23 protein-coding genes are annotated in these 20,948 nt (G+C 60.2%); 18 read left to right on the forward strand and 5 right to left on the reverse strand.

The features are described from left to right. Positions 1-65 precede the first annotated feature (65 nt). Positions 66-440 (reverse strand): DUF6124 family protein, encoded by a 375-nt coding sequence (locus KGB23_RS11570; RefSeq protein ID WP_223431172.1) that lies wholly within the window; start codon positions 438-440, stop codon positions 66-68. Positions 441-875: 435 nt separating this feature from the next. Between KGB23_RS11570 and KGB23_RS11575 the strand changes: the two genes are divergently transcribed. The 11 genes from KGB23_RS11575 (at position 876) to madM (ending at position 9,577) form a co-directional block, all read left to right on the forward strand. Further along, positions 876-1,505: a nucleotidyltransferase domain-containing protein gene (locus tag KGB23_RS11575; RefSeq protein ID WP_223431173.1), complete on the forward strand. Its 630-nt coding sequence runs from the start codon at positions 876-878 to the stop codon at positions 1,503-1,505. Beyond that, positions 1,468-1,908, forward strand: a complete 441-nt coding sequence (locus tag KGB23_RS11580; protein ID WP_111452973.1) for a hypothetical protein — start codon at positions 1,468-1,470, stop codon at positions 1,906-1,908. Before KGB23_RS11575 ends, KGB23_RS11580 begins: the two co-directional genes overlap by 38 nt. Positions 1,909-2,315: 407 nt before the next feature. Then, positions 2,316-3,986 carry a malonate decarboxylase subunit alpha gene (gene mdcA, locus KGB23_RS11585; RefSeq protein ID WP_033060450.1) on the forward strand — a complete coding sequence of 557 codons (1,671 nt, stop codon included), beginning with the start codon at positions 2,316-2,318 and terminating at the stop codon, positions 3,984-3,986. After that, positions 3,986-4,861 (forward strand): triphosphoribosyl-dephospho-CoA synthase, encoded by an 876-nt coding sequence (locus tag KGB23_RS11590; RefSeq protein ID WP_223431174.1) that lies wholly within the window; start codon positions 3,986-3,988, stop codon positions 4,859-4,861. Before mdcA ends, KGB23_RS11590 begins: the two co-directional genes overlap by 1 nt. Next, entirely contained in the window at positions 4,861-5,160 is a 300-nt protein-coding gene (locus KGB23_RS11595) for a malonate decarboxylase subunit delta (RefSeq protein ID WP_223431175.1), read from the forward strand. The genes KGB23_RS11590 and KGB23_RS11595 overlap by 1 nt, the downstream gene beginning before the upstream one ends. Beyond that, on the forward strand, positions 5,153-6,007 hold the full coding sequence (locus KGB23_RS11600; protein ID WP_223431176.1) for a biotin-independent malonate decarboxylase subunit beta: 855 nt from the start codon (positions 5,153-5,155) through the stop codon (positions 6,005-6,007). Before KGB23_RS11595 ends, KGB23_RS11600 begins: the two co-directional genes overlap by 8 nt. Beyond that, on the forward strand, positions 6,004-6,807 hold the full coding sequence (mdcE, locus tag KGB23_RS11605; protein ID WP_223431177.1) for a biotin-independent malonate decarboxylase subunit gamma: 804 nt from the start codon (positions 6,004-6,006) through the stop codon (positions 6,805-6,807). Before KGB23_RS11600 ends, mdcE begins: the two co-directional genes overlap by 4 nt. After that, a complete protein-coding gene (locus tag KGB23_RS11610; RefSeq protein ID WP_223431178.1) occupies positions 6,801-7,421 on the forward strand; it encodes a malonate decarboxylase holo-ACP synthase in 621 nt (206 codons plus the stop codon). The genes mdcE and KGB23_RS11610 overlap by 7 nt, the downstream gene beginning before the upstream one ends. Further along, on the forward strand, positions 7,418-8,329 hold the full coding sequence (mdcH, locus tag KGB23_RS11615) for a malonate decarboxylase subunit epsilon (RefSeq protein WP_223431179.1): 912 nt from the start codon (positions 7,418-7,420) through the stop codon (positions 8,327-8,329). Before KGB23_RS11610 ends, mdcH begins: the two co-directional genes overlap by 4 nt. Positions 8,330-8,394: 65 nt before the next feature. Beyond that, positions 8,395-8,811 (forward strand): malonate transporter subunit MadL, encoded by a 417-nt coding sequence (gene madL / locus KGB23_RS11620; protein ID WP_223431180.1) that lies wholly within the window; start codon positions 8,395-8,397, stop codon positions 8,809-8,811. Between the two features lies 1 nt (position 8,812). Further along, positions 8,813-9,577 carry a malonate transporter subunit MadM gene (gene madM / locus KGB23_RS11625; protein WP_223431181.1) on the forward strand — a complete coding sequence of 255 codons (765 nt, stop codon included), beginning with the start codon at positions 8,813-8,815 and terminating at the stop codon, positions 9,575-9,577. A 185-nt stretch (positions 9,578-9,762) separates the two neighbouring features. On the opposite strand, the gene KGB23_RS11630 is transcribed toward madM, so the two are convergent. Continuing rightward, positions 9,763-10,683: a LysR substrate-binding domain-containing protein gene (locus KGB23_RS11630; RefSeq protein WP_223431182.1), complete on the reverse strand. Its 921-nt coding sequence runs from the start codon at positions 10,681-10,683 to the stop codon at positions 9,763-9,765. A gap of 138 nt (positions 10,684-10,821) precedes the next feature. Between KGB23_RS11630 and trhA the strand changes: the two genes are divergently transcribed. Beyond that, the gene (trhA, locus tag KGB23_RS11635) at positions 10,822-11,439 is read left to right on the forward strand and encodes a PAQR family membrane homeostasis protein TrhA (RefSeq protein ID WP_223431183.1); all 618 of its coding nucleotides are present in this window, start codon (positions 10,822-10,824) and stop codon (positions 11,437-11,439) included. Positions 11,440-11,444: 5 nt separating this feature from the next. Here the strand turns inward: trhA and KGB23_RS11640 are convergent, their stop codons facing one another. Then, positions 11,445-12,353, reverse strand: coding sequence for a LysR family transcriptional regulator (locus tag KGB23_RS11640; RefSeq protein WP_109635550.1), 909 nt, complete (start codon positions 12,351-12,353; stop codon positions 11,445-11,447). Positions 12,354-12,460: 107 nt separating this feature from the next. Here KGB23_RS11640 and KGB23_RS11645 point away from each other — a divergent pair, with 107 nt between their 5' ends. From KGB23_RS11645 to KGB23_RS11655, 3 genes are read left to right on the forward strand one after another with little or no spacing between them, the layout of a single operon-like run. Continuing rightward, on the forward strand, positions 12,461-13,702 hold the full coding sequence (locus KGB23_RS11645; RefSeq protein ID WP_223431184.1) for a D-amino acid dehydrogenase: 1,242 nt from the start codon (positions 12,461-12,463) through the stop codon (positions 13,700-13,702). Between the two features lie 18 nt (positions 13,703-13,720). Then, complete coding sequence (locus tag KGB23_RS11650) at positions 13,721-14,071, forward strand: RidA family protein (protein WP_223431185.1); 351 nt, start codon at positions 13,721-13,723, stop codon at positions 14,069-14,071. A gap of 27 nt (positions 14,072-14,098) precedes the next feature. Next, complete coding sequence (locus KGB23_RS11655) at positions 14,099-15,001, forward strand: transporter substrate-binding domain-containing protein (protein ID WP_223431186.1); 903 nt, start codon at positions 14,099-14,101, stop codon at positions 14,999-15,001. Positions 15,002-15,140: 139 nt separating this feature from the next. On the opposite strand, the gene KGB23_RS11660 is transcribed toward KGB23_RS11655, so the two are convergent. Both KGB23_RS11660 and KGB23_RS11665 read right to left on the reverse strand, forming a co-directional pair. Then, positions 15,141-15,860: a 16S rRNA (uracil(1498)-N(3))-methyltransferase gene (locus KGB23_RS11660; protein WP_223431187.1), complete on the reverse strand. Its 720-nt coding sequence runs from the start codon at positions 15,858-15,860 to the stop codon at positions 15,141-15,143. Positions 15,861-16,004: 144 nt separating this feature from the next. Beyond that, positions 16,005-17,411: an adenosylmethionine--8-amino-7-oxononanoate transaminase gene (locus KGB23_RS11665; RefSeq protein WP_223431188.1), complete on the reverse strand. Its 1,407-nt coding sequence runs from the start codon at positions 17,409-17,411 to the stop codon at positions 16,005-16,007. Positions 17,412-17,634: 223 nt separating this feature from the next. Between KGB23_RS11665 and KGB23_RS11670 the strand changes: the two genes are divergently transcribed. The 3 genes from KGB23_RS11670 (at position 17,635) to KGB23_RS11680 (ending at position 20,834) form a co-directional block, all read left to right on the forward strand. Beyond that, positions 17,635-19,392: a flavin monoamine oxidase family protein gene (locus KGB23_RS11670; RefSeq protein WP_223431189.1), complete on the forward strand. Its 1,758-nt coding sequence runs from the start codon at positions 17,635-17,637 to the stop codon at positions 19,390-19,392. A 264-nt stretch (positions 19,393-19,656) separates the two neighbouring features. Further along, positions 19,657-20,208, forward strand: coding sequence for a cytochrome b (locus tag KGB23_RS11675; protein WP_223431190.1), 552 nt, complete (start codon positions 19,657-19,659; stop codon positions 20,206-20,208). Beyond that, positions 20,208-20,834: a YceI family protein gene (locus KGB23_RS11680; protein ID WP_223431191.1), complete on the forward strand. Its 627-nt coding sequence runs from the start codon at positions 20,208-20,210 to the stop codon at positions 20,832-20,834. Before KGB23_RS11675 ends, KGB23_RS11680 begins: the two co-directional genes overlap by 1 nt. The last annotated feature ends 114 nt before the right edge of the window (positions 20,835-20,948 follow it).

Below are 20,948 nucleotides of genomic sequence, written 5' to 3' on the forward strand. Positions count from 1 at the left end.
TTACAGGTTTTGGGGCCGCTTCGCGACCCAACGGGGCAAGCTCCCTCGCCACAAGGGTTTCTGCGCTAAACCCCGGCCCGAGCCTTCATCTGCAACGACTCATGATGATCCAGCGCCCGCTCCACCAACAACTGCACCCCATCCGCCATGCGGCTGAGCGCCAAGGCTACAGAGCGGCGTGAGCCTTCCACATCGTCCGCCAGATCGGCAGCAATGGCGCTGATGGACAGCAGGTCTTCGGAGGCATTGGTCAGAAGGGCTTCGGTGTCGATATCGGGGGAGACGCTGAAGAGGTGATGTTTGCGGCGCTTGCCCGGTTTTTCATGGGGTGGGAAGTAGTAGGAAAAGACGCGGTCGGCGGCTTCCTTGAGTTTTTCGGCTTCGAGGGATGCTTGGGAATCGGTGTCGGTTTCCGGCGGGTTGGGAGTTGGTTTGAACATGGCAAAGATCCTTGTAGTGATGGAGCTGCCGTTTTTCGTTTTCCAGACGAAAAGGGTGGCAGCTGTACGCGGACTGGAAAAACCGAGAAAGGATCAAACCCGGCAGACCCGAAGGTCTCCCACGCACAGCCGCCATAACTTAGAACTACGGAGCAAAAAAAGCGCCGCATTATGTCATGTGCATTGATCCTGTTCTTCGGGTTTTCCAGACCCGGTCGCTGAATTGGTAGCGACCCGGAAACGATAAAGATCAACGCAAAACCGCACCAGTCGGCGGGTTCCGGCATTGCTGTAGGCAGCGACGCCAGACTGCGTAGCCGCTCACCCGTCCTGCGAAGAAACTTTTAAACACAAATCCCCATTCGGCTCGCGACAGGTTGAAGATTCCCAAAAAGGGACCTATCGTTCCCTTTTTGGGACTCATCGGTTGCCACTGTGAAAAACCTTTCCCTCAGCGAAGCCCTGTTCACGACTACTCAGCAAAAAGTGCTGGGCTTGTTGTTCGGCAAACCCGACCGTAGTTTTTACGCCAACGAGATCGCTCGCTGGGCTCAAGTGGGTAAAGGCAGCCTCATGCGCGAGTTGGATCGATTGCAGCAGGCCGGCGTGCTGACCCTGACCCGTCAGGGCAACCAGACCCACTATCAAGCCAATCCCGACTGCCCGATCTATGCCGAACTGCTGGGCATCGCCCGCAAAACCTTTGGTATTGCCGAGCCTCTGCGCCAAGCGCTCCAACCCTTTGCCGAACAGATCACCTGGGCATTTGTGTACGGTTCAATCGCCAAGGATTCGGCAAACGCATCCAGTGACATTGATCTCATGCTGATCGGCGAAAGCCTCCACTACAGTGAAGTGATGGAGCGGCTTATACCGATGGAGGAGCAGTTGGGCCGCGTCCTCAACCCGACGCTCTACACCCCCGACGACTGGGCCGCAAAACTGGCGGCTGAAAATAGCTTCGTCGTGCGGGTAGCGCAGCAGGACAAGATCGATCTGATGGGGGGAAACCCTTTGGAGTCCAAGGATGGGCAGCAACGAGAACCTGGAGAATCTGTTACGTAGCGGTGGACTGAAAGCTGAGCCACCGGATCGCAAGGAATGCGAAGGGCTCATGCGTTCGGCTGTGGATCGATTGAAAGACGCGCAAACGTCTTCGCTTTCCTTCGCGAGTCGTTTCGACCTGGCTTACAACGCTGCCCATGCCCTTGCACTGACGGCTCTTCGCTTGTGCGGCTACCGTTCAGACAAGCGATATCTGGTGTTTCAGTGCCTGGTTCATACCGCTGATATTGGCAAAGTACAGGTTCGACTATTCGCCCTGTGTCATGAGCGGCGAAATCTGGCGGAGTACGAAGGCTATATGGATGAAGATCCGGCGTTGTTGGCGCAGTTGTTGGAAAGTGCTGAACAGCTTCTGATTCGAGTGCAGGAACAGATGGCGTCCTTCAGTTCATCGCGGACCTGATCGCTCCCACGCAGAGTGTCCCAAAAAGGGACTGATTGGTCCTTTTTTGGGACTTGTCGATGATTGCTGTGGAGCTTTCTCAGGACAGCTGTTTCAACATAAAAACTAGGTGTGTTGGAAATCCACCCCAGCCCTCTCCCCACGGGGGAGAGGGGGAAAGGGAGCAGATCTTCATGGTTTTCGTAACCTGAGCTCGGCTCGTTATTTCAGGTCGATGTAGGTCCAAGAACACCTCGGTCAGTCCCCTCTACCCTCTGGGGAGAGGGTTAGGGTGAGGGGGGGATCTAACAGCCACCCAACATTTCAAATCATTACCCTAGCCGTAACGATCCACCACTCTGCTTGATTGATGCCCCCAGCCAACACTCCTAAGGTGACTCCCACGACAGCGAACCCGTGGAGTGGTCATGACAACAACAATATCCCCCGACTCGCGATGGACGCGGCGGCGCAGCGAAAAGCAGCGGCGTCTCGAGCTGGTACGGGGTTTCGCCGACGGTGTGGTCTTACCCACCGACAAAATCGTTGCGGCGCTGGAGGCATTGATCCTGCCCGGCGACCGTGTGGTGCTGGAGGGCAATAACCAGAAGCAGGCGGATTTCCTGTCTCGCTCCCTGGCCAAGGCTGATCCGGCGAAGCTGCATGATCTGCACATGATCATGCCCAGCGTCGGACGCTCCGAGCATCTGGACCTGTTTGAACGCGGCATCGCCCGCAAGCTCGATTTCTCCTTCGCCGGCACCCAAAGCCTGCGCATCAGCCAGCTGCTGGAAGACGGCCTGCTGGAGATCGGTGCGATTCACACCTACATCGAGCTCTATGCGCGGCTGGTGGTGGACCTGATTCCCAACGTCGTGCTCTCGGCCGGTTTCATGGCCGACCGCGCCGGCAACATCTACACCGGCCCAAGCACCGAAGATACGCCGGCATTGATCGAACCGGCCGCCTTCAGCGACGGCATCGTCATCGTCCAGGTCAATCAACTGGTGGACGATGTCAGCGAGTTACCCCGCGTCGATATCCCGGCCTCCTGGGTCGATTTCGTGGTGGTGGCCGACAAGCCGTTCTACATCGAACCGCTGTTCACCCGCGACCCGCGCCACATCAAGCCTGTGCACGTGTTGATGGCGATGATGGCGATCCGCGGGATCTACGAAAAACACAACGTCCAGTCCCTGAACCACGGCATCGGTTTCAACACCGCCGCCATCGAATTGATCCTGCCGACCTACGGCGAATCCCTCGGCCTTAAAGGCAAGATCTGCCGCAACTGGACGCTCAATCCGCACCCAACCTTGATCCCGGCCATCGAAAGCGGTTGGGTCGAAAGCGTGCATTGCTTCGGCACTGAATTGGGCATGGAAAACTACATCGCCGCCCGGCCCGACGTGTTCTTCACCGGTCGCGATGGCTCCCTGCGTTCCAACCGGATGTTCTGCCAACTGGCCGGGCAATACGCGGTAGACCTGTTCATTGGCGCCACCCTGCAAGTCGACGGCGACGGCCATTCCTCCACCGTGACGCGCGGCCGCCTGGCTGGTTTCGGCGGTGCACCGAACATGGGCCATGACCCGCGCGGTCGCCGTCACGGCACCCCGGCCTGGCTCGACATGCGTCACGACGATGCGCCCGAAGCGCTGCTGGAGCGAGGCAAGAAACTCGTGGTGCAAATGGTCGAGACCTTCCAGGAGGGCGGTAAACCGACCTTCGTCGAAACCCTCGACGCGGTGGAAGTGGCGAAGAAAAGCGGCATGCCACTGGCGCCGATCATGATCTACGGCGACGACGTCACTCACCTGCTGACTGAAGAAGGCATCGCCTATCTCTACAAAGCGCGTTCGCTGGAAGAACGTCAGGCGATGATCGCGGCCGTTGCCGGAGTCACCGTGATCGGTCTGCGCCACAACCCGAAAGACACCGCGCGCATGCGCCGCGAAGGCCTGATCGCCTTGCCCGAAGACCTCGGCATCCGCCGCACCGACGCCACCCGCGAACTGCTGGCGGCGAAAAGCGTGGCCGATCTGGTCGAGTGGTCCGGTGGCCTCTACAACCCGCCCGCCAAGTTCAGGAGCTGGTAATGCACGCATTTAACCTGCAATCGAAAACCCTGTCCCTGGCTGAGCAGTTGGCGGATCTGGCCGTCGATGTGCTGATCGACGAAGCGGACCTGTCGCCGAAACCGGCATTGGTCGATCGTCGTGGCAATGGCGCGCACACCGATTTGCACCTTGGGCTGATGCACGCCTCGGCGCTGTCCCTGTGGCCTGCGTTCAAGGAAATGGCGGAAGCGGCCATCGAGTTCGGCGAGGTCGGTCTGCCGCTGCGCGAAGCGATTGGCCTGATCGGTCGTGAAGGCGAGGAAGTGATGCTCGCCACCACGGGCGGCGTGAACACCCATCGCGGTGCAATCTGGGCCTTGGGCCTGTTGGTCGCTGCTGCCGCGCTGGAATCGACGAATACCAAGGCAAACGACGTGACTTTGCGTGCGGCACGTCTGGCCTTGCTCGACGACTGTTACGCGCCGCGTCCTCTGAGCCACGGCGCGCAAGTCGCCCAGCGTTACGGCGCTCGCGGTGCTCGTGAAGAAGCACAGCTCGGCTTCCCAGCAGTGATCCAGCGCGCACTGCCACAACTCAAACGCAGCCGCGCCCTAGGTCATGGCGAGCAGAACGCTCGCCTCGATGCCTTGCTGGCGATCATGACGAATCTGGCCGACACCTGCGTGCTCTACCGCGCAGGCGAACAAGGCCTGCAGACCATGCAACTCGGCGCCCAAGCCGTACTCGATGCGGGCGGCAGTGCCAGCCTCGCCGGTCGCCGTCGTTTGCATGAGCTGGACCAACAACTCATCGCGTTGAATGCCTCGCCCGGCGGCGCTGCCGACTTGCTCGCAGCCTGCCTGTTCATCGACCGCATCGAGTCTGGCGACGGCCTCATCCAGGGAGCTTTCTGATGGAAACCTTATCTTTTGAATTCCCCGCCGGGCAGCCGCCACGCGACCGGACGCTGGTGGGCTGTGTCGGCTCGGGCGATCTGGAAGTGCTGATCGAACCCGGACAGGCCGGCAAACTGACGATCAAGGTGCAGACCTCGGTCAACGGCGCCGAACAACGCTGGCAGCATCTGTTTGCGCGGATGTTCGACGGTCAGACACCGCCCGCGATGGCGATCGATATCCACGACTTCGGCGCGACGCCGGGTGTGGTGCGCTTGCGTCTGGAACAAGGCTTTGAGGAGATCGGCCATGACTGATCTCCTCCAGCCATCCCTACAAAGACGCAGCTTCGTCGAACTCGGTGCCCGGCAACGTGCCAAGGCGTTGCTCGACGCCGGTACCTTCCGTGAATTGCTCGACCCGTTTCAACGCGTCATGTCGCCATGGCTGTCGCGCCAGGGCGTGGTGCCGCAAGCCGATGACGGCGTGGTGATCGCCAAGGGCAGCATCGGCGGTTTGCCGGTGGTGATCGCCGCCATTGAAGGTGCATTCCAGGGCGGCAGCCTCGGTGAGGTCGGCGGGGCGAAGATTGCCGGTGCGCTGGAGTTGGCGGCCGAAGACAACCGCAACGGTGTTCCCACTCGCGCCGTGTTGCTGCTGGAAACCGGTGGCGTACGTTTGCAGGAGGCCAATCTCGGGCTGGCGGCGATTGCCGATATTCATGCGGCGATTGTCGATCTGCGCCAATACCAGCCAGTGGTTGGTGTGGTGGCGGGCAGCGTCGGCTGCTTTGGCGGGATGTCGATTGCCGCAGGGTTGTGCAGCTATTTGCTGGTGACTCAGGAAGCGCGGCTTGGCCTGAACGGTCCGCAAGTGATCGAACAGGAAGCCGGGCTTGAGGAATACGACTCCCGTGATCGTCCCTTCATCTGGAGCCTGACCGGTGGCGAGCAACGTTTCGCCAGCGGTTTGGTGGATCGTTTTGTCGCTGACGACGTGGCGCAGGTTCAGCAGCAGGTCAGCGAATTGCTTAAGCAAGGTTTGCCGGAACAGCAACGCAGCCGTCAGGCCGAGCTGTTCCTGCAACGGCTGGCCCGTCTGGACGCCGAACCGCAAATCGAGCCGTCGACGGTTCGCGATCTGTATCAAGGAGAGCGCTCATGAGTTCGTATTCCCTGAGAGGTTTGAACTGGTTCAACGCCTTGAGTGCGGGCGCGAAACCGGTGGATGGTTTACCCGCTTCATTGATGGTTGCCGACGGTGTCTTGGGTGACCAGCCCGTTCGTTTTATCGCGGTGGTGGCTGATCCCGACAACCGTTTCGTCCGCGCCCGCAATGGCGAGGTCGGTTTGCTGGAAGGTTGGGGACTGGCCAAAGCCGTGGATGAAGTCATCGCGGCCGATCTGGATAAACCGCAGAAACGCGCCTTGATCGCCATCGTCGACGTGCCGAGTCAGGCCTACGGTCGGCGCGAAGAAGCACTCGGCATTCATCAGGCCTTGGCCGGCGCGGCAGACAGTTATGCCCGCGCCCGACTGGCCGGCCATGCCGTGATCGGTTTGCTGGTGGGCAAGGCGATGTCCGGGGCGTTTCTGGCTCATGGGTATCAGGCCAATCGGCTGATCGCCCTGCGCGATCCCGGCGTGATGGTTCACGCGATGGGTAAAGCTTCGGCGGCGCGGGTGACGTTGCGCAGCGTCGAAGAACTCGAAGCACTGGCCGCCAGCGTGCCGCCGATGGCGTATGACATCGACAGTTACGCGAGCCTTGGGTTGCTCTGGGAAACCTTGTCGGTGCAACAGATCGAGCAGCCGACGGCGGCGGATCTGTCGCGCGTGACTGAATGCCTGACCCAGGCGATTGGCGATGTCGCCACCAGTGGCCGCGACCTGAGCAGCCGCTTGGGCGCGAGCAACCGCGCGGCGTCGAGTCAGGTTCGCCAATTGCTGAGAGAGCAGTGGTGAACACGCTTCTGGCCCACGACCTGCTCTGGGGGCTGGCTCCAGAGCAGTTGCCTGCGGATGCGCCTTCGTGGGTGATCGAGTCGATCAGTGCGGGTCAACCGGTGGTGGTTCGGCGTGCGTTGAGCGCGACGGATCACATCGCGGTCGGCGTGCGCGGGCGCTTGCGTGAGCAGCGGTATGCGACGGTGATGTCGGTCGATGCGATCCAGCGTCAAGTCCGGCCGGAAGCGCTTTGCCATGTCTCGATTGATCGGGATTTGCCTGCAGTGCGTGCCCTCAATCAACTGCGGCCGATGCTCGATTCCTGTGAGTGGGTTTGGGGTGTCAGCGGCAGTGCCGGATTTGAATTGGCCAGCGGTATTCAGGCATTGCATGAGGGCAGTGATCTCGACTTGATCCTGCGTACACCGCAGCCGTTGGATCGTTCTCAGGCACAGGAAATGCTGAGGGTGCTTGATGCGTCTTTCTGCAAGGTGGACATGCAATTGCAGACACCTTTCGGTGCTGTCGCCCTGCGCGAATGGGCCGGTCCCTCGAAACGGGTCCTGCTAAAAAACGCCAGTGAAGCCTGTCTGGTCACCAATCCCTGGAACCCACAGGAGCAAGCAGCGTGAGCAGTTTGCTGGTGTTCCCCGGCCAGGGCGCGCAGCAGCCGGGCATGCTGCATCGTTTGCCTGTGGAAACAGTGATCGAGGCAAGTGAAGTCCTCGGGGAAGACGCTTTTCTTCTGGATTCTGCCGAAGCGCTGAAGTCGACAAGAGCGGTTCAGCTCTGCCTGCTGATCGCCGGCGTCGCGGCTTCACGACAGTTGTTAATGACGGCGGATTACGTGGCGGGATTGTCCATCGGCGCTTACCCGGCAGCGGTGGTCGCTGGCGCCTTGAGTTTCAGCGATGCGCTGCATCTGGTGAGCCTGCGCGGTGAGTTGATGCAGCAGGCTTATCCACAGGGTTACGGCATGACCGCGATCATGGGGCTGGATTTGTCCACAGTGGAAGGCTTGCTCGCGCAAGTTCACAGCGACGCAACACCGGTTTACCTGGCCAACATCAACGCCGATAACCAGGTGGTCATTGCCGGCAGCGATGGCGCGATGAAAGCAGTGGCCGAGTTGGCGAAAGCTCGCGGTGCAGGTCTGGCCAAACGTCTGGCCGTCAGCGTGCCGTCCCACTGCCCGCTACTGGAAACACCGGCGAAAACCCTGGCCGAAGCCTTCGCCAAGGTGCAGCTGAAAACACCGACGCTGGGCTACCTGAGCGGCAGTCGCGCCCGGCCCGTCATCAACACTGAAGCCTTGCGCGACGACCTGGCGTTCAACATGTGCCGCGTGGTGGATTGGCGCGGCACGGTACAAAGCGCCTACGAGCGCGGCGTACGTCTACAGATCGAACTGCCGCCCGGTGCGGTGCTGACCGGGCTGGCGCGCCGGGTGTTCGAGCAGGGCACCGTGATTGCCTTCGACGGTGCGCGGCTCGATACCTTGCAGGCGCTGTTGCGTGAGGAGGGAAGCCGCCAACCCTAGAACACCGACTCAGGCCTTCGAACAACAAAAACAACATTCGACGATGCACTTTGAGGACAACAACAATGATTATTTATGGTGTGGCGCTGTTGGCGATTTGTACGCTGGCAGGGGTGATCGTGGGGGACATGCTCGGCGTGTTGCTGGGCGTGAAATCAAACGTCGGTGGCGTCGGGATCGCGATGATCCTGCTGATCTGCGCGCGGTTGTGGATGCATAAACGCGGCGGCATGACCAAGGATTGCGAGATGGGCGTCGGTTTCTGGGGCGCCATGTACATTCCCGTCGTGGTCGCGATGGCCGCGCAACAGAACGTCGTCACCGCCCTGCACGGTGGTCCGGTGGCGGTGCTCGCGGCGATTGGTTCGGTAGTGATCTGCGGTTGCACCATTGCGCTGATCAGCCGGACTCACAAAGGCGAACCGTTGCCCGATGAACCGGCGGACATCACGCCGGTTGGCACTCCAGTAGGAGGTCGTTGATATGTGGGATCTCATTGAAAAAGGTCTGGAACATAACGGTCTGGTGACGGCGTTCGCGTTCGTCGGCGTGATCATGTGGGTGTCGGTGGTGTTGTCCAAGCGCCTGACGTTCGGACGGATTCACGGTTCGGCGATTGCCATTGTGATTGGGCTTGTTCTGGCCTGGGTCGGCGGCACCCTGACTGGCGGGCAAAAAGGCCTGGCGGACCTGACGCTGTTTTCCGGCATCGGTCTGATGGGCGGCGCGATGCTGCGGGACTTTGCGATCGTCGCCACGGCATTCGAAGTGCAGGCCACCGAAGCGAAAAAGGCTGGTTTGATCGGCGTGATTGCGCTGCTGCTGGGCACGATTCTGCCGTTCATTGTTGGTGCGAGCATGGCCTGGGTGTTCGGTTATCGCGATGCGATCAGCATGACCACCATCGGCGCGGGTGCGGTGACCTACATCGTCGGGCCGGTGACCGGGGCGGCAATTGGTGCCAGTTCGGATGTGGTGGCGTTGTCGATTGCCACCGGGTTGATCAAGGCGATTCTGGTGATGGTTGGCACACCGATGGCGGCACGCTGGATGGGGCTGGATAACCCGCGCTCGGCGATGGTGTTTGGTGGGTTGGCTGGCACCGTCAGCGGTGTGACGGCCGGGTTGGCGGCGACGGATCGGCGGTTGGTGCCTTATGGGGCGTTGACGGCGACGTTTCACACCGGGCTTGGGTGCTTGCTTGGGCCTTCGCTGCTGTACTTCATTGTTCGCGGGATTGTGGGGTAAAGGTCGAGAACCACCCCTCACCCCAGCCCTCTCCCCAAAGGGGAGAGGGGGAAAGGGAGCCGATCTCCATGGTTTTCAAAACCTGAGTTCGACTCGATATTTCAGGTCGATGTAGCTTGAAAGAACAACTCGGTCAGCTCCCTCTCCCCTCTGGGGAGAGGGCTGGGGTGAGGGGTGGTTCTTAGTCACACCACAGCATTCCGATTCGCATACATCCGACACTCAGCCAACAACGCCAACAGATTCGGATCCCGCTCCTTGGCCTTCAAGAACACCACCCCAATGTGCTGCTGCAACCGATACTTTTCCTGCAACGGAATCAGCTTCACCCGGTTCTCATACACCGCCGCAATCCGTCCCGGCAGCAACGCATAACCCACGCCCGAGCTGACCATGCTCAGCAGAGTGAAGATGTCGTTGACCTGCATCGCCACCTTCGGTTCGAACCCCGCCTGCTTGAACACCCGATTACCGTCCTGGTGCGTGGCAAAGCCCTGGGTCAGCGTAATGAACGTCTCATCGCGCACTTCGGCAAGGTCGACCTCGGCCCGTTGGGCAAACTTTGAATCCGCCGGTGTGGCGAGAAAGATGTCGTCGGAAAACAGCGGAATCTGCTCGCAGTCCGGGTCGTTGACGCTCTCGTCCAACGACACCAGGATCGCGTCGACTTCCATGTTCTTGAGCTTGTACAGCAGGTCGAAGTTCGAGCCGAGGATCAGGTCGATGTTGAGTTCGCTGCGGCGGATCTTCAGGCCCATGATCAGCTGCGGCACGGTCTTCACCGTCAGCGAATACAGCGAGCCGAGCTTGAAGCGCTCGGCGGAGAACCCGGCGGCTTCGCGGGTCAGGCGCACGGTTTCGACCACGTCCTGAATCAGCTTCTGCGCCCGTTCTTCCAACACATAAGCGCTTTCCAGCGGTGTGAGATTGCGGCCTTCGTGCTTGAACAGCGGGCAGCGCAGGGCGCTTTCCAGGGAGTGGATCGCCCGGTGCACGCTGACATTGCTGGTCTGCAATTCGGCGGCAGCCCGGGCCAGGTTGCCGGTGCGCATGAAGGCCAGGAACACCTCGAGTTTTTTCAGGGTCAACTCTTCATCGATCAGCATGATGCAGACTCTTTTTGGAATGGCTCGATTGTGCACGTATGTGGGTTCTTGGGGGATTTGTGTTTTGAAACATTGCGCTTTTAACCTTCAGGCGTGAGCCTTACGCGATGTTGCAACGAATCTTGAGGTGAGCAACACATGTATCACGGGGAAAGATTGAACGCCTGGACGCATCTGGTCGGGGCGGTGGCAGCGGTGGTCGGGGTGGTATGGATGCTGGTGATCGCCGGCATGGACGGCAGCCCGTGGAAGATCGTCAGCGTGGCGATTTACGGGTTTACCTTGCTGGTGCTTTACAGCGCGTCGACCGTTTACCACAGCGTGCGTGGGCGCAAGAAAGCGATCATGCAGAAGGTCGATCACTTTTCGATCTACCTGCTGATTGCCGGCAGCTACACGCCATTCTGTCTCGTGACCCTACGCGGGCCGTGGGGCTGGACGCTGTTCGGGATTGTCTGGGGATTGGCGCTGATCGGCATCCTGCAAGAGATCAAACCGCGTTCGGAAGCGCGGATTCTGTCGATCGTGATCTACGCGGTGATGGGCTGGATCGTGCTGGTGGCGGTCAAGCCGTTACTGGCGGCGTTGGGCAGTACAGGTTTCGCCTGGCTGGCGTCGGGCGGCGTGCTGTACACCGTGGGCATTATCTTTTTTGCCCTCGATCATCGTTTGCGCCATGCCCACGGGATCTGGCACCTGTTCGTGATCGCCGGGAGTTTGCTGCACTTCGTGGCGATTCTGTTTTATGTCCTTTAAGGCCGCTACGGGATCAAGCGGTCCAGTTGTGCCTGCGCCCGTCGGCTGAACACCTGCAACAAGTCGCTCAGGGTGTGGGGCGGCGGTTCGTCGGCGCGGGTGACCGCGTACAGGGTAATCGGTAGTGCTGGCGCCAGAGGTCGAATCGCCGTGGTGGCGGGGGATGCGCCGAGCGCGGTAAACGGATCGATCACCGCCAGCCCGGCACCGGATTCAACCATCGCCCGCGCCAGCGAATAGGTCTGCACGGCAATGCGAACCCGTGGCGGCGGATCGACCGCCTCAAGGTAGCTGTCGAGTCTGGCCGCCAACGGGTCGGCGCTGGACAGGCCGATCAGCGGCGCACCGGCCAGTTCGATCAATGGCAACGGTTGGCTCAAGGCGTCGTCGGTCCAATAGCCCAACGGCGCCAGCGCCACCAAAACCCCGCAGGCCAAGACTTGCGCCTTCAAGCCTGGATGATCCGGCGGTTGCAAGGTCAGCGCGACATCCACTTCACGCATCAACAAGTTCTGCATCAGCTCACGGCTGTGGGCGCTGGACAATTCGCAGACGATGTCCGGGTAGCGTTGCGTCCACTCGTTGATGGCCGGCGGCAGCAGCGACAGGGCCAGCGCCGGGATCGCGCCGATCCGTACGCTGTGACCCGGCTCGCGCCGCAGGCTCTGGGCCAGACGTCGCACGCCTTGCAGGCTTTCGGTGACCTTGTCGACCTCGCGCTCAAGCTCCAGCGCTTCGGGCGTAGCCTGCAATTTTCCGCGCACCCGCAGGAACAACGGAAAGCCCAGTTGCTGCTCGGCGTGTTGCAGCACTTTGCTCACCGCCGGCTGCGACACGTGCAGCAACTGTGCGGCGCCACTGACCGAACCGGTCTGGCGAATGGCCTGGAAAATCTCGATGTGTCGCAGTCGCATGGCAAGTCCATAACCTTTGTTTATGGGTCAGGCATCTTTAAGCATTGTTCAAGGTCTGTCACCTGGTCCTAACCTGAAGCCTGTTTCAACAACGGTTAAGGACAGACATGGCTCATCGGGTTTGCATCATCGGTGGCGGCGTCATCGGGCTGACGACAGCTTACGCACTGGTGCGCGACGGCATCGACGTGACGCTGATCGAGGCCCGGGATTCGCTGGGCAGCGAGACCAGTTTCGCCAACGGCGGCCAGTTGTCCTACCGTTACGTCGCGCCACTGGCCGATGCCGGCGTACCGTTGCAGGCGCTTGGCTGGATGCTGTGCGGTGACTCGCCGTTGAAGCTGCGTCTGCGCCTGGACCCGGCGCAATGGCGCTGGATGGCGTCCTTCCTGGCGGCCTGCCGTCGTTCGGTGAATCAGCGCAACGGCGCGCACCTGCTGCGTCTGGCGCTGCTGAGCCAGTCCACGCTGCAAGGCTGGCGCGAAGAAGACCGCCTCGACGGTTTCGACTGGCGACGCAACGGCAAACTGGTGACATTTCGTGAAGCCGCGAGTTTTGAGCATGCGCGCCATGGCCTGGCCGATCCGCAACAGCAGCACGTGTTGTCGCGGGCCGAATGCGCACAGTTGGAGCCTGCACTGGCCGAGGCGCCGTTTGTGGGCGCGATTTATACCCCTGACGAAGAGGTCGCCGATTGCCATGCTTTCTGCCAGCAACTGCAGGCTCGGCTTCAGGCGTCGGGGCGTTGCGAGTTTTTGCTCGGGCGCAAGGTCACCGGCATTCGCCACGCGGACGGCGCGGTGCAGGCCGTCGAAATGGGGTCGCAGGTGCTGGCGGTCGAGCAACTGGTGATTGCCGCCGGTCATCGCAGTCCGGCGTTGACGCTGCCCGGCATGAACCTGCCGCTGTACCCGCTCAAGGGCTACAGCCTGACCTTGCCCATCCGCGCCGAACATCGTGCGCCGGAGCTGAGCATCACCGATTACAACCGCAAGATTGTTTACGCCCGCATCGGTGAACAGCTGCGCGTGGCGGCGATGGTCGACATTGTCGGTTTCGACACGGCGCTCGACCCCAAACGGCTGGCGCTGATCAAGCGCCAGGCGCAGGAAACCTTACCCAATGCCGGCGATTACGACGCCGCCATCGAATGGGCCGGCATGCGCCCGGCCACCCCCAGCGGTGTGCCGTTGATTGGCGCCACGGCATACCGCAATCTCTGGCTCAATCTCGGTCATGGCGCCCTGGGTTTTACCCTGGCCTGTGGCAGTGCCCGGGTGCTCAGCGAGTTGATCGCCCGGCGCACACCTTCAATCGAAATGCAGGGCCTCGCCCCCCGCGTCGCCTGACTTGAAAAGGAAAAACCGATGAGCATCAACCGTATCAACAGCAATAGCCGACTCTCTGGCGCGGTGACCTTTGGCGATCTGGTGTTTCTCTCGGGGCAGGTTCCGGGTGATAGCACCGACGTCACCGGTCAAACCGCTGAGGTGCTGGCGAAAATCGATGCGTTGTTGGCCGAAGCTGGCAGTGACAAGGATCATCTGCTCAACGCGACCATTTACCTGAACGACATTGGCCGCGATTTCGCTGCCATGAACGAGGTCTGGTCGCAGTGGCTGTCACCGGGCAACGCGCCGACCCGCACTACCTTGCAAGCGCAACTGGCCCGACCAGAGGTTCTGGTGGAAATCACCGTGATCGCCGCCCGCCGCTAATCGCTCTACCCACAACGGAGAATAACAATGCAAAAAATCACGTTGATCGGCTGCACCCTCGGCCTGCTGCTCGCCAGTCAGGTCCAGGCCAACGAAGCGCCATTGACCGGCACGCTGAACAAGGTCGCCAATGCCAAGAGCATCACGCTGGGCTATCGCGATGCGTCGGTGCCGTTCTCTTACGTGGGTGATCACACGGGGCAGCCGATGGGCTATTCGGTGGACCTGGCGAGTAAGATTGTCGAGCGAATCAAGCAGAAGCTTGAGCTGCCGGATCTGCAGGTGAAGTACAACCTGGTGACCTCGCAAACGCGCATTCCGCTGGTGCAAAACGGCACGGTCGACCTTGAGTGCGGCTCCACCGGCGTGACCGCCGAGCGCATGCAGCAAGTGGCGTTTTCCTACGGGTTTATCTACGTGAAGGGTCAGTTGCTCACGGCGAAGGACAGCGGCATCAAGAGTTTCGCCGACCTGCGTGGCAAGAACGTCGTGACCACCGCCGGCACCACCAACGAGCGGTTTCTGAAGAGCTACAACGTCGATAACAAGATCGATATGTTCGTGATCAGCGCCAAGGACCACGGCGAAGCGTTCCAGATGCTGCAGTCAGGTCGGGCGGCGGCGTTCTATATGGATGACGCGCTGCTTTACGGCGAACGCGCCAAGGCTCGCGATCCGCATAACTGGGTTGTGGTGGGTGAGGAGCAGTCGCGGGAAATCTACAGCTGCATGGTGCGCAAGGATGATCCGCAGTTTCTTGCGTTGGTGAACTCGACCCTCGCCGATCTGTACAGTTCGGGTGAGATCAATGGCATCTATCAGCGCTGGTTCCAGCAACCGATTCCACCCAAAGGCCTGAACCTGGAATTCCCGATGACCAGCGAACTGAAAGCAATCATCGCTAAACCGGTGAGTGATCCGGTGCAGTAGTTTTTTTGTTTTTTATGTCTTGTAAACCGCGTCGCCGGCCTTCGCGAGCAAGCCCGCTCCCACATTAGATCTGCGGTCAACACAGTATCTGTGAACACCTGAGATCAAGAGTGGGAGCGGGCTTGCTCGCGAAGAGGCCCTAGAAGTCGCCCCAAAGCTGTTGGGCTACCGCCAATGCCACGACGGGCGCGGTTTCGGTGCGCAACACGCGAGGGCCGAGGCGGGCGGCGTGAAAACCGCCAGCCTTGGCCTGCTCGACTTCAGCGTCGGACAACCCGCCTTCCGGGCCGATCAAAAACGCCAGCGTCGCCGGTTTCGCATGGCTCACCAGCGGCTCGGCCACCGGATGCAGTACCAGTTTCAATTCGGCCTCCGTCTGCTTCAACCAATCCGCCAACAGCAGCGGCGGGTGAATCACCGGCACCCGTGAACGCCCACACTGCTCGCAAGCGCTGATTGCCACCTGGCGCCAGTGCATCAGGCGTTTGTCGGCGCGCTCATCTTTCAGCCGGACTTCACAGCGGTCGCTGAAGATCGGGGTGATGTCAGTCACCCCCAGTTCGGTGGCTTTCTGAATCGCCCAATCCATCCGCTCGCCACGGGACAAGCCCTGGCCGAGATGGATCGACAATGGCGACTCGACCTGCCCGGCGAAGCTTTCATCGATCTGCACCACGACGCGCTTCTTGCCGACCTCCACCAGCGTGGCGCGAAACTCCTGGCCCGAACCGTCGAACAGTTGCAACGCATCACCCTCGGCCATGCGCAACACGCGGCTGATGTAATGGGCCTGGGCCTCAGGCAACTCGTGTTCGCCGGTGCTCAAGGGGGCGTCGATAAAGAAGCGGGACAGTCTCATGCTGGGTCTCTAAAAAATTGGATCGGAGTTGCTTTTGTGGCGAGGGGGTTTACCCCCGTTGGACTGCGCAGCAGTCCCATTTTTAGGGCCGCTTCGCGACCCAACGGGGGTAAACCCCCTCGCCACAGGGAACTGCGTTGGTCTTTAGCCTGGATCGCGGAAGCCTGGGTGGAAGTCCTTCGGCACCGCCACGCTGACGCTGTCACGAGTCGCAATGTCGATGCCTTCGCTGGCCACTTCGGCCAGGAAGTCTATTTGATCAGGCGTGATCACGTACGGCGGCAGGAAGTACACCACGCTGCCCAACGGTCGAAGTAAAGCACCACGCTCCAACGCATGCTGAAACACTTTCAAGCCGCGACGTTCCTGCCATGGATACGCTTCCTTGGTGGCCTTGTCCTTGACCATCTCGATGGCCAGCACCATGCCGGTCTGACGCACTTCCGAAACGTTCGGGTGATCGGCCAGATGCGCGGTGGCGCTGGCCATGCGCTGAGCCAGCGCCTTGTTGTTCTCGATGACGTTGTCTTCTTCGAAGATATCCAGCGTCGCCAAGGCTGCCGCGCACGCCAGCGGATTGCCGGTGTAGCTGTGGGAGTGCAGGAAGGCGCGCAGGGTCGGGTAGTCGTCGTAGAAAGCGCTGTAGACATCTTCGGTGGTCACACAAGCCGCCAGCGGCAGGTAACCGCCGGTCAGGGCCTTGGACAGGCAGAGGAAGTCCGGACGGATGCCAGCCTGTTCACAGGCGAACATCGTCCCGGTGCGGCCGAAGCCGACGGCGATTTCGTCGTGGATCAGGTGCACGCCATAGCGGTCGCAGGCTTCGCGCAGCAGTTTCAGATAAACCGGGTGGTACATGCGCATGCCGCCGGCGCCCTGGATCAGCGGCTCGACGATCACTGCGGCGACGGTGTCGTGATTCTCGGCCAGGGTTTGTTCCATGGCGGCGAACATGTTGCGCGAATGTTCTTCCCAGCTCATGCCTTCCGGACGCAGGTAGCAATCGGGGCTCGGCACCTTGATGGTGTCCAGCAAAAGGGCCTTGTAGGTTTCGGTGAACAGCGGAACATCGCCCACCGACATCGCCGCCATGGTTTCGCCGTGGTAGCTGTTGGTCAGGGTGACGAAGCGCTTCTTGTTCGGCTGACCGCGGTTGAGCCAGTAGTGAAAGCTCATTTTCAGCGCGACTTCGATGCAGGACGAACCGTTATCGGCGTAGAAGCATCGGGTCAGACCTTCCGGCGTCATTTTCACCAGGCGCTCGGACAACTCAATCACTGGCTGATGGCTGAAACCGGCAAGGATCACGTGCTCCAGTTGATCGACCTGATCCTTGATGCGCTGGTTGATCCGCGGGTTGGCGTGACCGAACACGTTGACCCACCAGGAGCTGACGGCGTCGAGGTAGCGTTTGCCTTCGAAGTCTTCCAGCCAAACACCTTCACCGCGTTTGATCGGGATCAGCGGCAGCTGTTCGTGGTCTTTCATCTGGGTGCAGGGATGCCACAACACCGCGAGATCGCGTTGCATCCACTGATTATTCAGGCCCATTTTCAGTCTCCTCGAGGCGGCTCGCGACATGCGCGGGCAAACAATCGCGCAAGCCTATGCAATGCGTGACGTCGGGACAACCCATTGTGTCGATTGAGCTACTTTGTATAGGTGGATAGACGTCGCTGGCGGCCTTTTGATGCCTGACGTATTCTTCGCGGTTCTTTGAGTCGTCTGACTCGCAAAACCGCTATTTCCTACGTGTATTTCCGGAGTTCGCTGAATGTCTGCTGGTTGGCTGCGCGCCTGTGCGCTGGTGATGTTGGGGCTGTTCAGCGTGTCTGCGCTGGCCAAGGATAAAACGGCGATCGTGATCGGCGGAGGGCTGTCTGGCCTCACCGCGGCTTACGAACTGCAAAACAAGGGCTGGCAGGTCACCCTGCTGGAAGCCAAATCGAGCATGGGCGGTCGCTCCGGCATGGCCACCAGTGAGTGGATCGGCAACGACAAGACCCAACCGGTTCTGAACAAGTACGTATCGACCTTCAAGCTGAGCACCACGCCGGCCCCAGAGTTCGTGCGGACCCCGAGTTACCTGATTGACGGTGAGTATTTCACTGCCGCCGATCTGGCAACCAAGCAACCGGCCACCAGCGACGCGCTTAAACGCTACGAAAAGACCCTGGACGATCTGGCGCGTTCGATCGAAGACCCGCAGAACCCGGCGGCCAACAGCACACTGTTCGCCCTGGACCAGATCAACGTGTCCAACTGGCTCGACCGTCTGAATCTGCCAGCCACGGCACGTCAGTTGGTGAATCAGCAGATTCGTACCCGTTATGACGAACCGTCGCGCCTGTCGCTGCTGTACTTCGCACAGCAAAGCCGCGTTTACCGTGGCGTTGCCGACCGTGACCTGCGCGCTTCGCGTCTGCTCGGCGGTAGCCCGGTGTTGGCTCAGGCGTTCGTCAAACAACTGAAAACCATCAAGACCAGCTCTCCGGTCTCGGCGATCACCCAGGACAAGGACGGTGTGACCGTCAAAGTCGGCAGCGTTGGCTATCAGGCTGACTACGTCGTCGTGGCCGTGCCACTGCGCGCCCTGAACAAGATCCAGATGACGCCGTCGCTGGATGCCCAGCACATGGGCGCGATCAAGGGCACCAACTACGGTTGGCGCGACCAGATCATGTTGAAGTTCAAGACGCCCGTGTGGGAAAGCAAGGCGCGGATGACCGGCGAGATCTACAGCAACACCGGTCTGGGCATGTTGTGGGTTGAGCCGGCGCTGAAGGGCGGCGCCAACGTGGTGATCAATCTGTCCGGCGACAACGCGCGTGTGATGCAGGCCTTCGGCGACAAGCAGATCGCCGATCAGGTGCTGATCCGTCTGCACGCCTTTTATCCACAGGCACGCGGTTCGTTCACCGGTTATGAGATCCGCCGTTACAGCAACGACCCATCGATGGGCGGCGCTTACCTGGCGTTCGGCCCTGGCCAGATCAGCAAGTACTGGCGTCTGTGGGAGCGTCCGATTCAGCGTGTAGCCTTTGCCGGCGAACACACTGATACCTTGTACCCGGGCACGCTGGAAGGCGCATTGCGTACCGGTCAGCGGGCGGCCAGTCAGGTAGAAGACCTGGCGGCCGGCAAGTCGTTTGAACCGGCGAAAGTTGTTCCGGCAGCGACCGTTGCGGCGGCCGGCGCGGTGGCGGCGAAGAAAGGTAACTTCTTCACCAACCTGTTCGGTGGTTCTGACGACAAACCGGCACCGGTCAAGGCGCCAGAGCCAGTGGCACCGGTTGCTCCGGCACCGGCTCCAACACCTGAGCCGGCCCCAGTACCAGCGCCGGTCGAAGCGCCGAAACCAGCGGCACCGGTGAAAGCCGAACCCGCCAAAAAAGCCCCGGCCAAGGCAGCGGTGAAAAAACCTGCGGCCAAAGCCGAGGCTAAAAAGACCCCGGCGAAGAAGGCTGAACCGGCGAAGAAAGTAGCGGCCAAGCCCGCTGCGACTCCGGCGACAGTTACTAAAGCGCAGTAAGCTTTGGGACTAAAAAAACGCGGCAGAAATGCCGCGTTTTTTTATGCCCGAAGAAAAACCACTATCAAGAATCGAATAAATCCTGAGGCGCAGGTGTTCTTTAGTTGGACTTCATTTTTTCTTACACAGGGATCTTTAATCTTTCCTTAACTCACCTATTTCAGACTCTTCATCGTATTTCTCGATATTTCAAAGCGAAATTTTCCGCTTTTACTCGATAGATAACTCGATAGTCTTGTTCGCAGTTCTCACAGGATTTGGGCAATGCAGCTACGTAATACTTCTTCGCGCTACGGTTGGGTCAGCATCTTCATGCACTGGGGCGTGGCGCTGGCGGTCTTCGGTCTGTTTGCGTTGGGCTTGTGGATGGTCGGTCTCGACTACTACAGCACCTGGCGCAAAGACGCGCCCGACTTGCACAAGAGCATTGGCCTGGTGTTGTTAGCCGTCATGGTCCTACGGGTGCTGTGGCGTTTCATCAGCCCGCCGCCGCCAGTACTGGAAAGCTATAACCGCATGACGCGCATTGGCGCCAAGTTCGGGCACTCGTTCCTGTACCTCAGTCTGTTCGCTGTGATGATTGCCGGTTACCTGATTTCCACCGCAGACGGTGTCGGGATTCCGGTGTTTGGCCTGTTTGAAGTTCCTGCACTGATATCCGGACTACCGGATCAGGCAGACACAGCCGGTGTGATTCATTTGTACCTGGCCTGGGCGCTGGTAATTTTTTCCGGTCTCCATGCGTTGGCAGCACTGAAACACCACTTTATTGATCGTGATGCGACCCTGACGCGAATGCTGGGGCGCAAAGCCTGATGTTCAATCTCGACTCCAAAGGAATAGAAAGCATGTTGAAAAAGACGTTCGCCGCTCTGGCAATCGGTTCTGCTCTGCTGTCCGCTAACGTGATGGCAGCTGACTACGTTGTCGACAAGGAAGGCCAGCACGCCTTCGTTGACTTCAAGATCAGCCACCTGGGCTACAGCTTCATCACCGGTACCTTCAAGGACATCGACGGCAAGTTCAGCTTCGACGCTGCCAAGCCTGAAGCCAGCAAGATCGAGTTCAACGTAAACACCGCCAGCGTGTTCACCAACCATGCCGAGCGCGATAAGCACATCGCCAGCGGTGATTTCCTGAATGTGAGCAAGTTCGCCAAAGCCACGTTCGTTTCCACCAGCGTCAAACCCACCGGTAAAAACGCCGCGGGTAAAGACACTGCTGACGTGACCGGTGACCTGACCCTGCTGGGCGTGACCAAGCCAGTCGTGGTCAAGGCCACTTTCCTGGGTGAAGGCAAGGATCCATGGGGCGGCTACCGTGCCGGCTTCGAAGGCACTACCAGCATCAAGCGTTCCGATTTCGGCAAGCAGAAAGACCTGGGTCCAGCGTCCGACGCGGTCGAGTTGTACGTAACCTTTGAAGGTGTGAAAGCGAAGTAATGCTGAGACCGTAGGAGCTGCCGCAGGCTGCGATCTTTTGATCTTATAAAGATCGTCCGAACGCGGCCCGAGCCTTCGCCAGCTCCTACAAAAGCAGTTTGCAGCGCCCAAAAA

This window comes from Pseudomonas sp. GL-B-26, from assembly GCF_019947405.1.
GTDB lineage: Bacteria > Pseudomonadota > Gammaproteobacteria > Pseudomonadales > Pseudomonadaceae > Aquipseudomonas.

What these genes read in the sequence shown, in the direction of transcription:
- KGB23_RS11570 (WP_223431172.1), bottom strand. Translation starts at nt 440, where the DNA reads ATGTTCAAACCAACTCCCAACCCGCCGGAAACCGACACCGATTCCCAA.
- KGB23_RS11580 (WP_111452973.1), top strand. Translation starts at nt 1,468, where the DNA reads ATGGGCAGCAACGAGAACCTGGAGAATCTGTTACGTAGCGGTGGACTG.
- mdcA (WP_033060450.1), top strand. Translation starts at nt 2,316, where the DNA reads ATGACAACAACAATATCCCCCGACTCGCGATGGACGCGGCGGCGCAGC.
- KGB23_RS11590 (WP_223431174.1), top strand. Translation starts at nt 3,986, where the DNA reads ATGCACGCATTTAACCTGCAATCGAAAACCCTGTCCCTGGCTGAGCAG.
- KGB23_RS11595 (WP_223431175.1), top strand. Translation starts at nt 4,861, where the DNA reads ATGGAAACCTTATCTTTTGAATTCCCCGCCGGGCAGCCGCCACGCGAC.
- KGB23_RS11600 (WP_223431176.1), top strand. Translation starts at nt 5,153, where the DNA reads ATGACTGATCTCCTCCAGCCATCCCTACAAAGACGCAGCTTCGTCGAA.
- mdcE (WP_223431177.1), top strand. Translation starts at nt 6,004, where the DNA reads ATGAGTTCGTATTCCCTGAGAGGTTTGAACTGGTTCAACGCCTTGAGT.
- madL (WP_223431180.1), top strand. Translation starts at nt 8,395, where the DNA reads ATGATTATTTATGGTGTGGCGCTGTTGGCGATTTGTACGCTGGCAGGG.
- madM (WP_223431181.1), top strand. Translation starts at nt 8,813, where the DNA reads ATGTGGGATCTCATTGAAAAAGGTCTGGAACATAACGGTCTGGTGACG.
- KGB23_RS11630 (WP_223431182.1), bottom strand. Translation starts at nt 10,683, where the DNA reads ATGCTGATCGATGAAGAGTTGACCCTGAAAAAACTCGAGGTGTTCCTG.
- trhA (WP_223431183.1), top strand. Translation starts at nt 10,822, where the DNA reads ATGTATCACGGGGAAAGATTGAACGCCTGGACGCATCTGGTCGGGGCG.
- KGB23_RS11640 (WP_109635550.1), bottom strand. Translation starts at nt 12,353, where the DNA reads ATGCGACTGCGACACATCGAGATTTTCCAGGCCATTCGCCAGACCGGT.
- KGB23_RS11645 (WP_223431184.1), top strand. Translation starts at nt 12,461, where the DNA reads ATGGCTCATCGGGTTTGCATCATCGGTGGCGGCGTCATCGGGCTGACG.
- KGB23_RS11650 (WP_223431185.1), top strand. Translation starts at nt 13,721, where the DNA reads ATGAGCATCAACCGTATCAACAGCAATAGCCGACTCTCTGGCGCGGTG.
- KGB23_RS11655 (WP_223431186.1), top strand. Translation starts at nt 14,099, where the DNA reads ATGCAAAAAATCACGTTGATCGGCTGCACCCTCGGCCTGCTGCTCGCC.
- KGB23_RS11660 (WP_223431187.1), bottom strand. Translation starts at nt 15,860, where the DNA reads ATGAGACTGTCCCGCTTCTTTATCGACGCCCCCTTGAGCACCGGCGAA.
- KGB23_RS11665 (WP_223431188.1), bottom strand. Translation starts at nt 17,411, where the DNA reads ATGGGCCTGAATAATCAGTGGATGCAACGCGATCTCGCGGTGTTGTGG.
- KGB23_RS11670 (WP_223431189.1), top strand. Translation starts at nt 17,635, where the DNA reads ATGTCTGCTGGTTGGCTGCGCGCCTGTGCGCTGGTGATGTTGGGGCTG.
- KGB23_RS11675 (WP_223431190.1), top strand. Translation starts at nt 19,657, where the DNA reads ATGCAGCTACGTAATACTTCTTCGCGCTACGGTTGGGTCAGCATCTTC.
- KGB23_RS11680 (WP_223431191.1), top strand. Translation starts at nt 20,208, where the DNA reads ATGTTCAATCTCGACTCCAAAGGAATAGAAAGCATGTTGAAAAAGACG.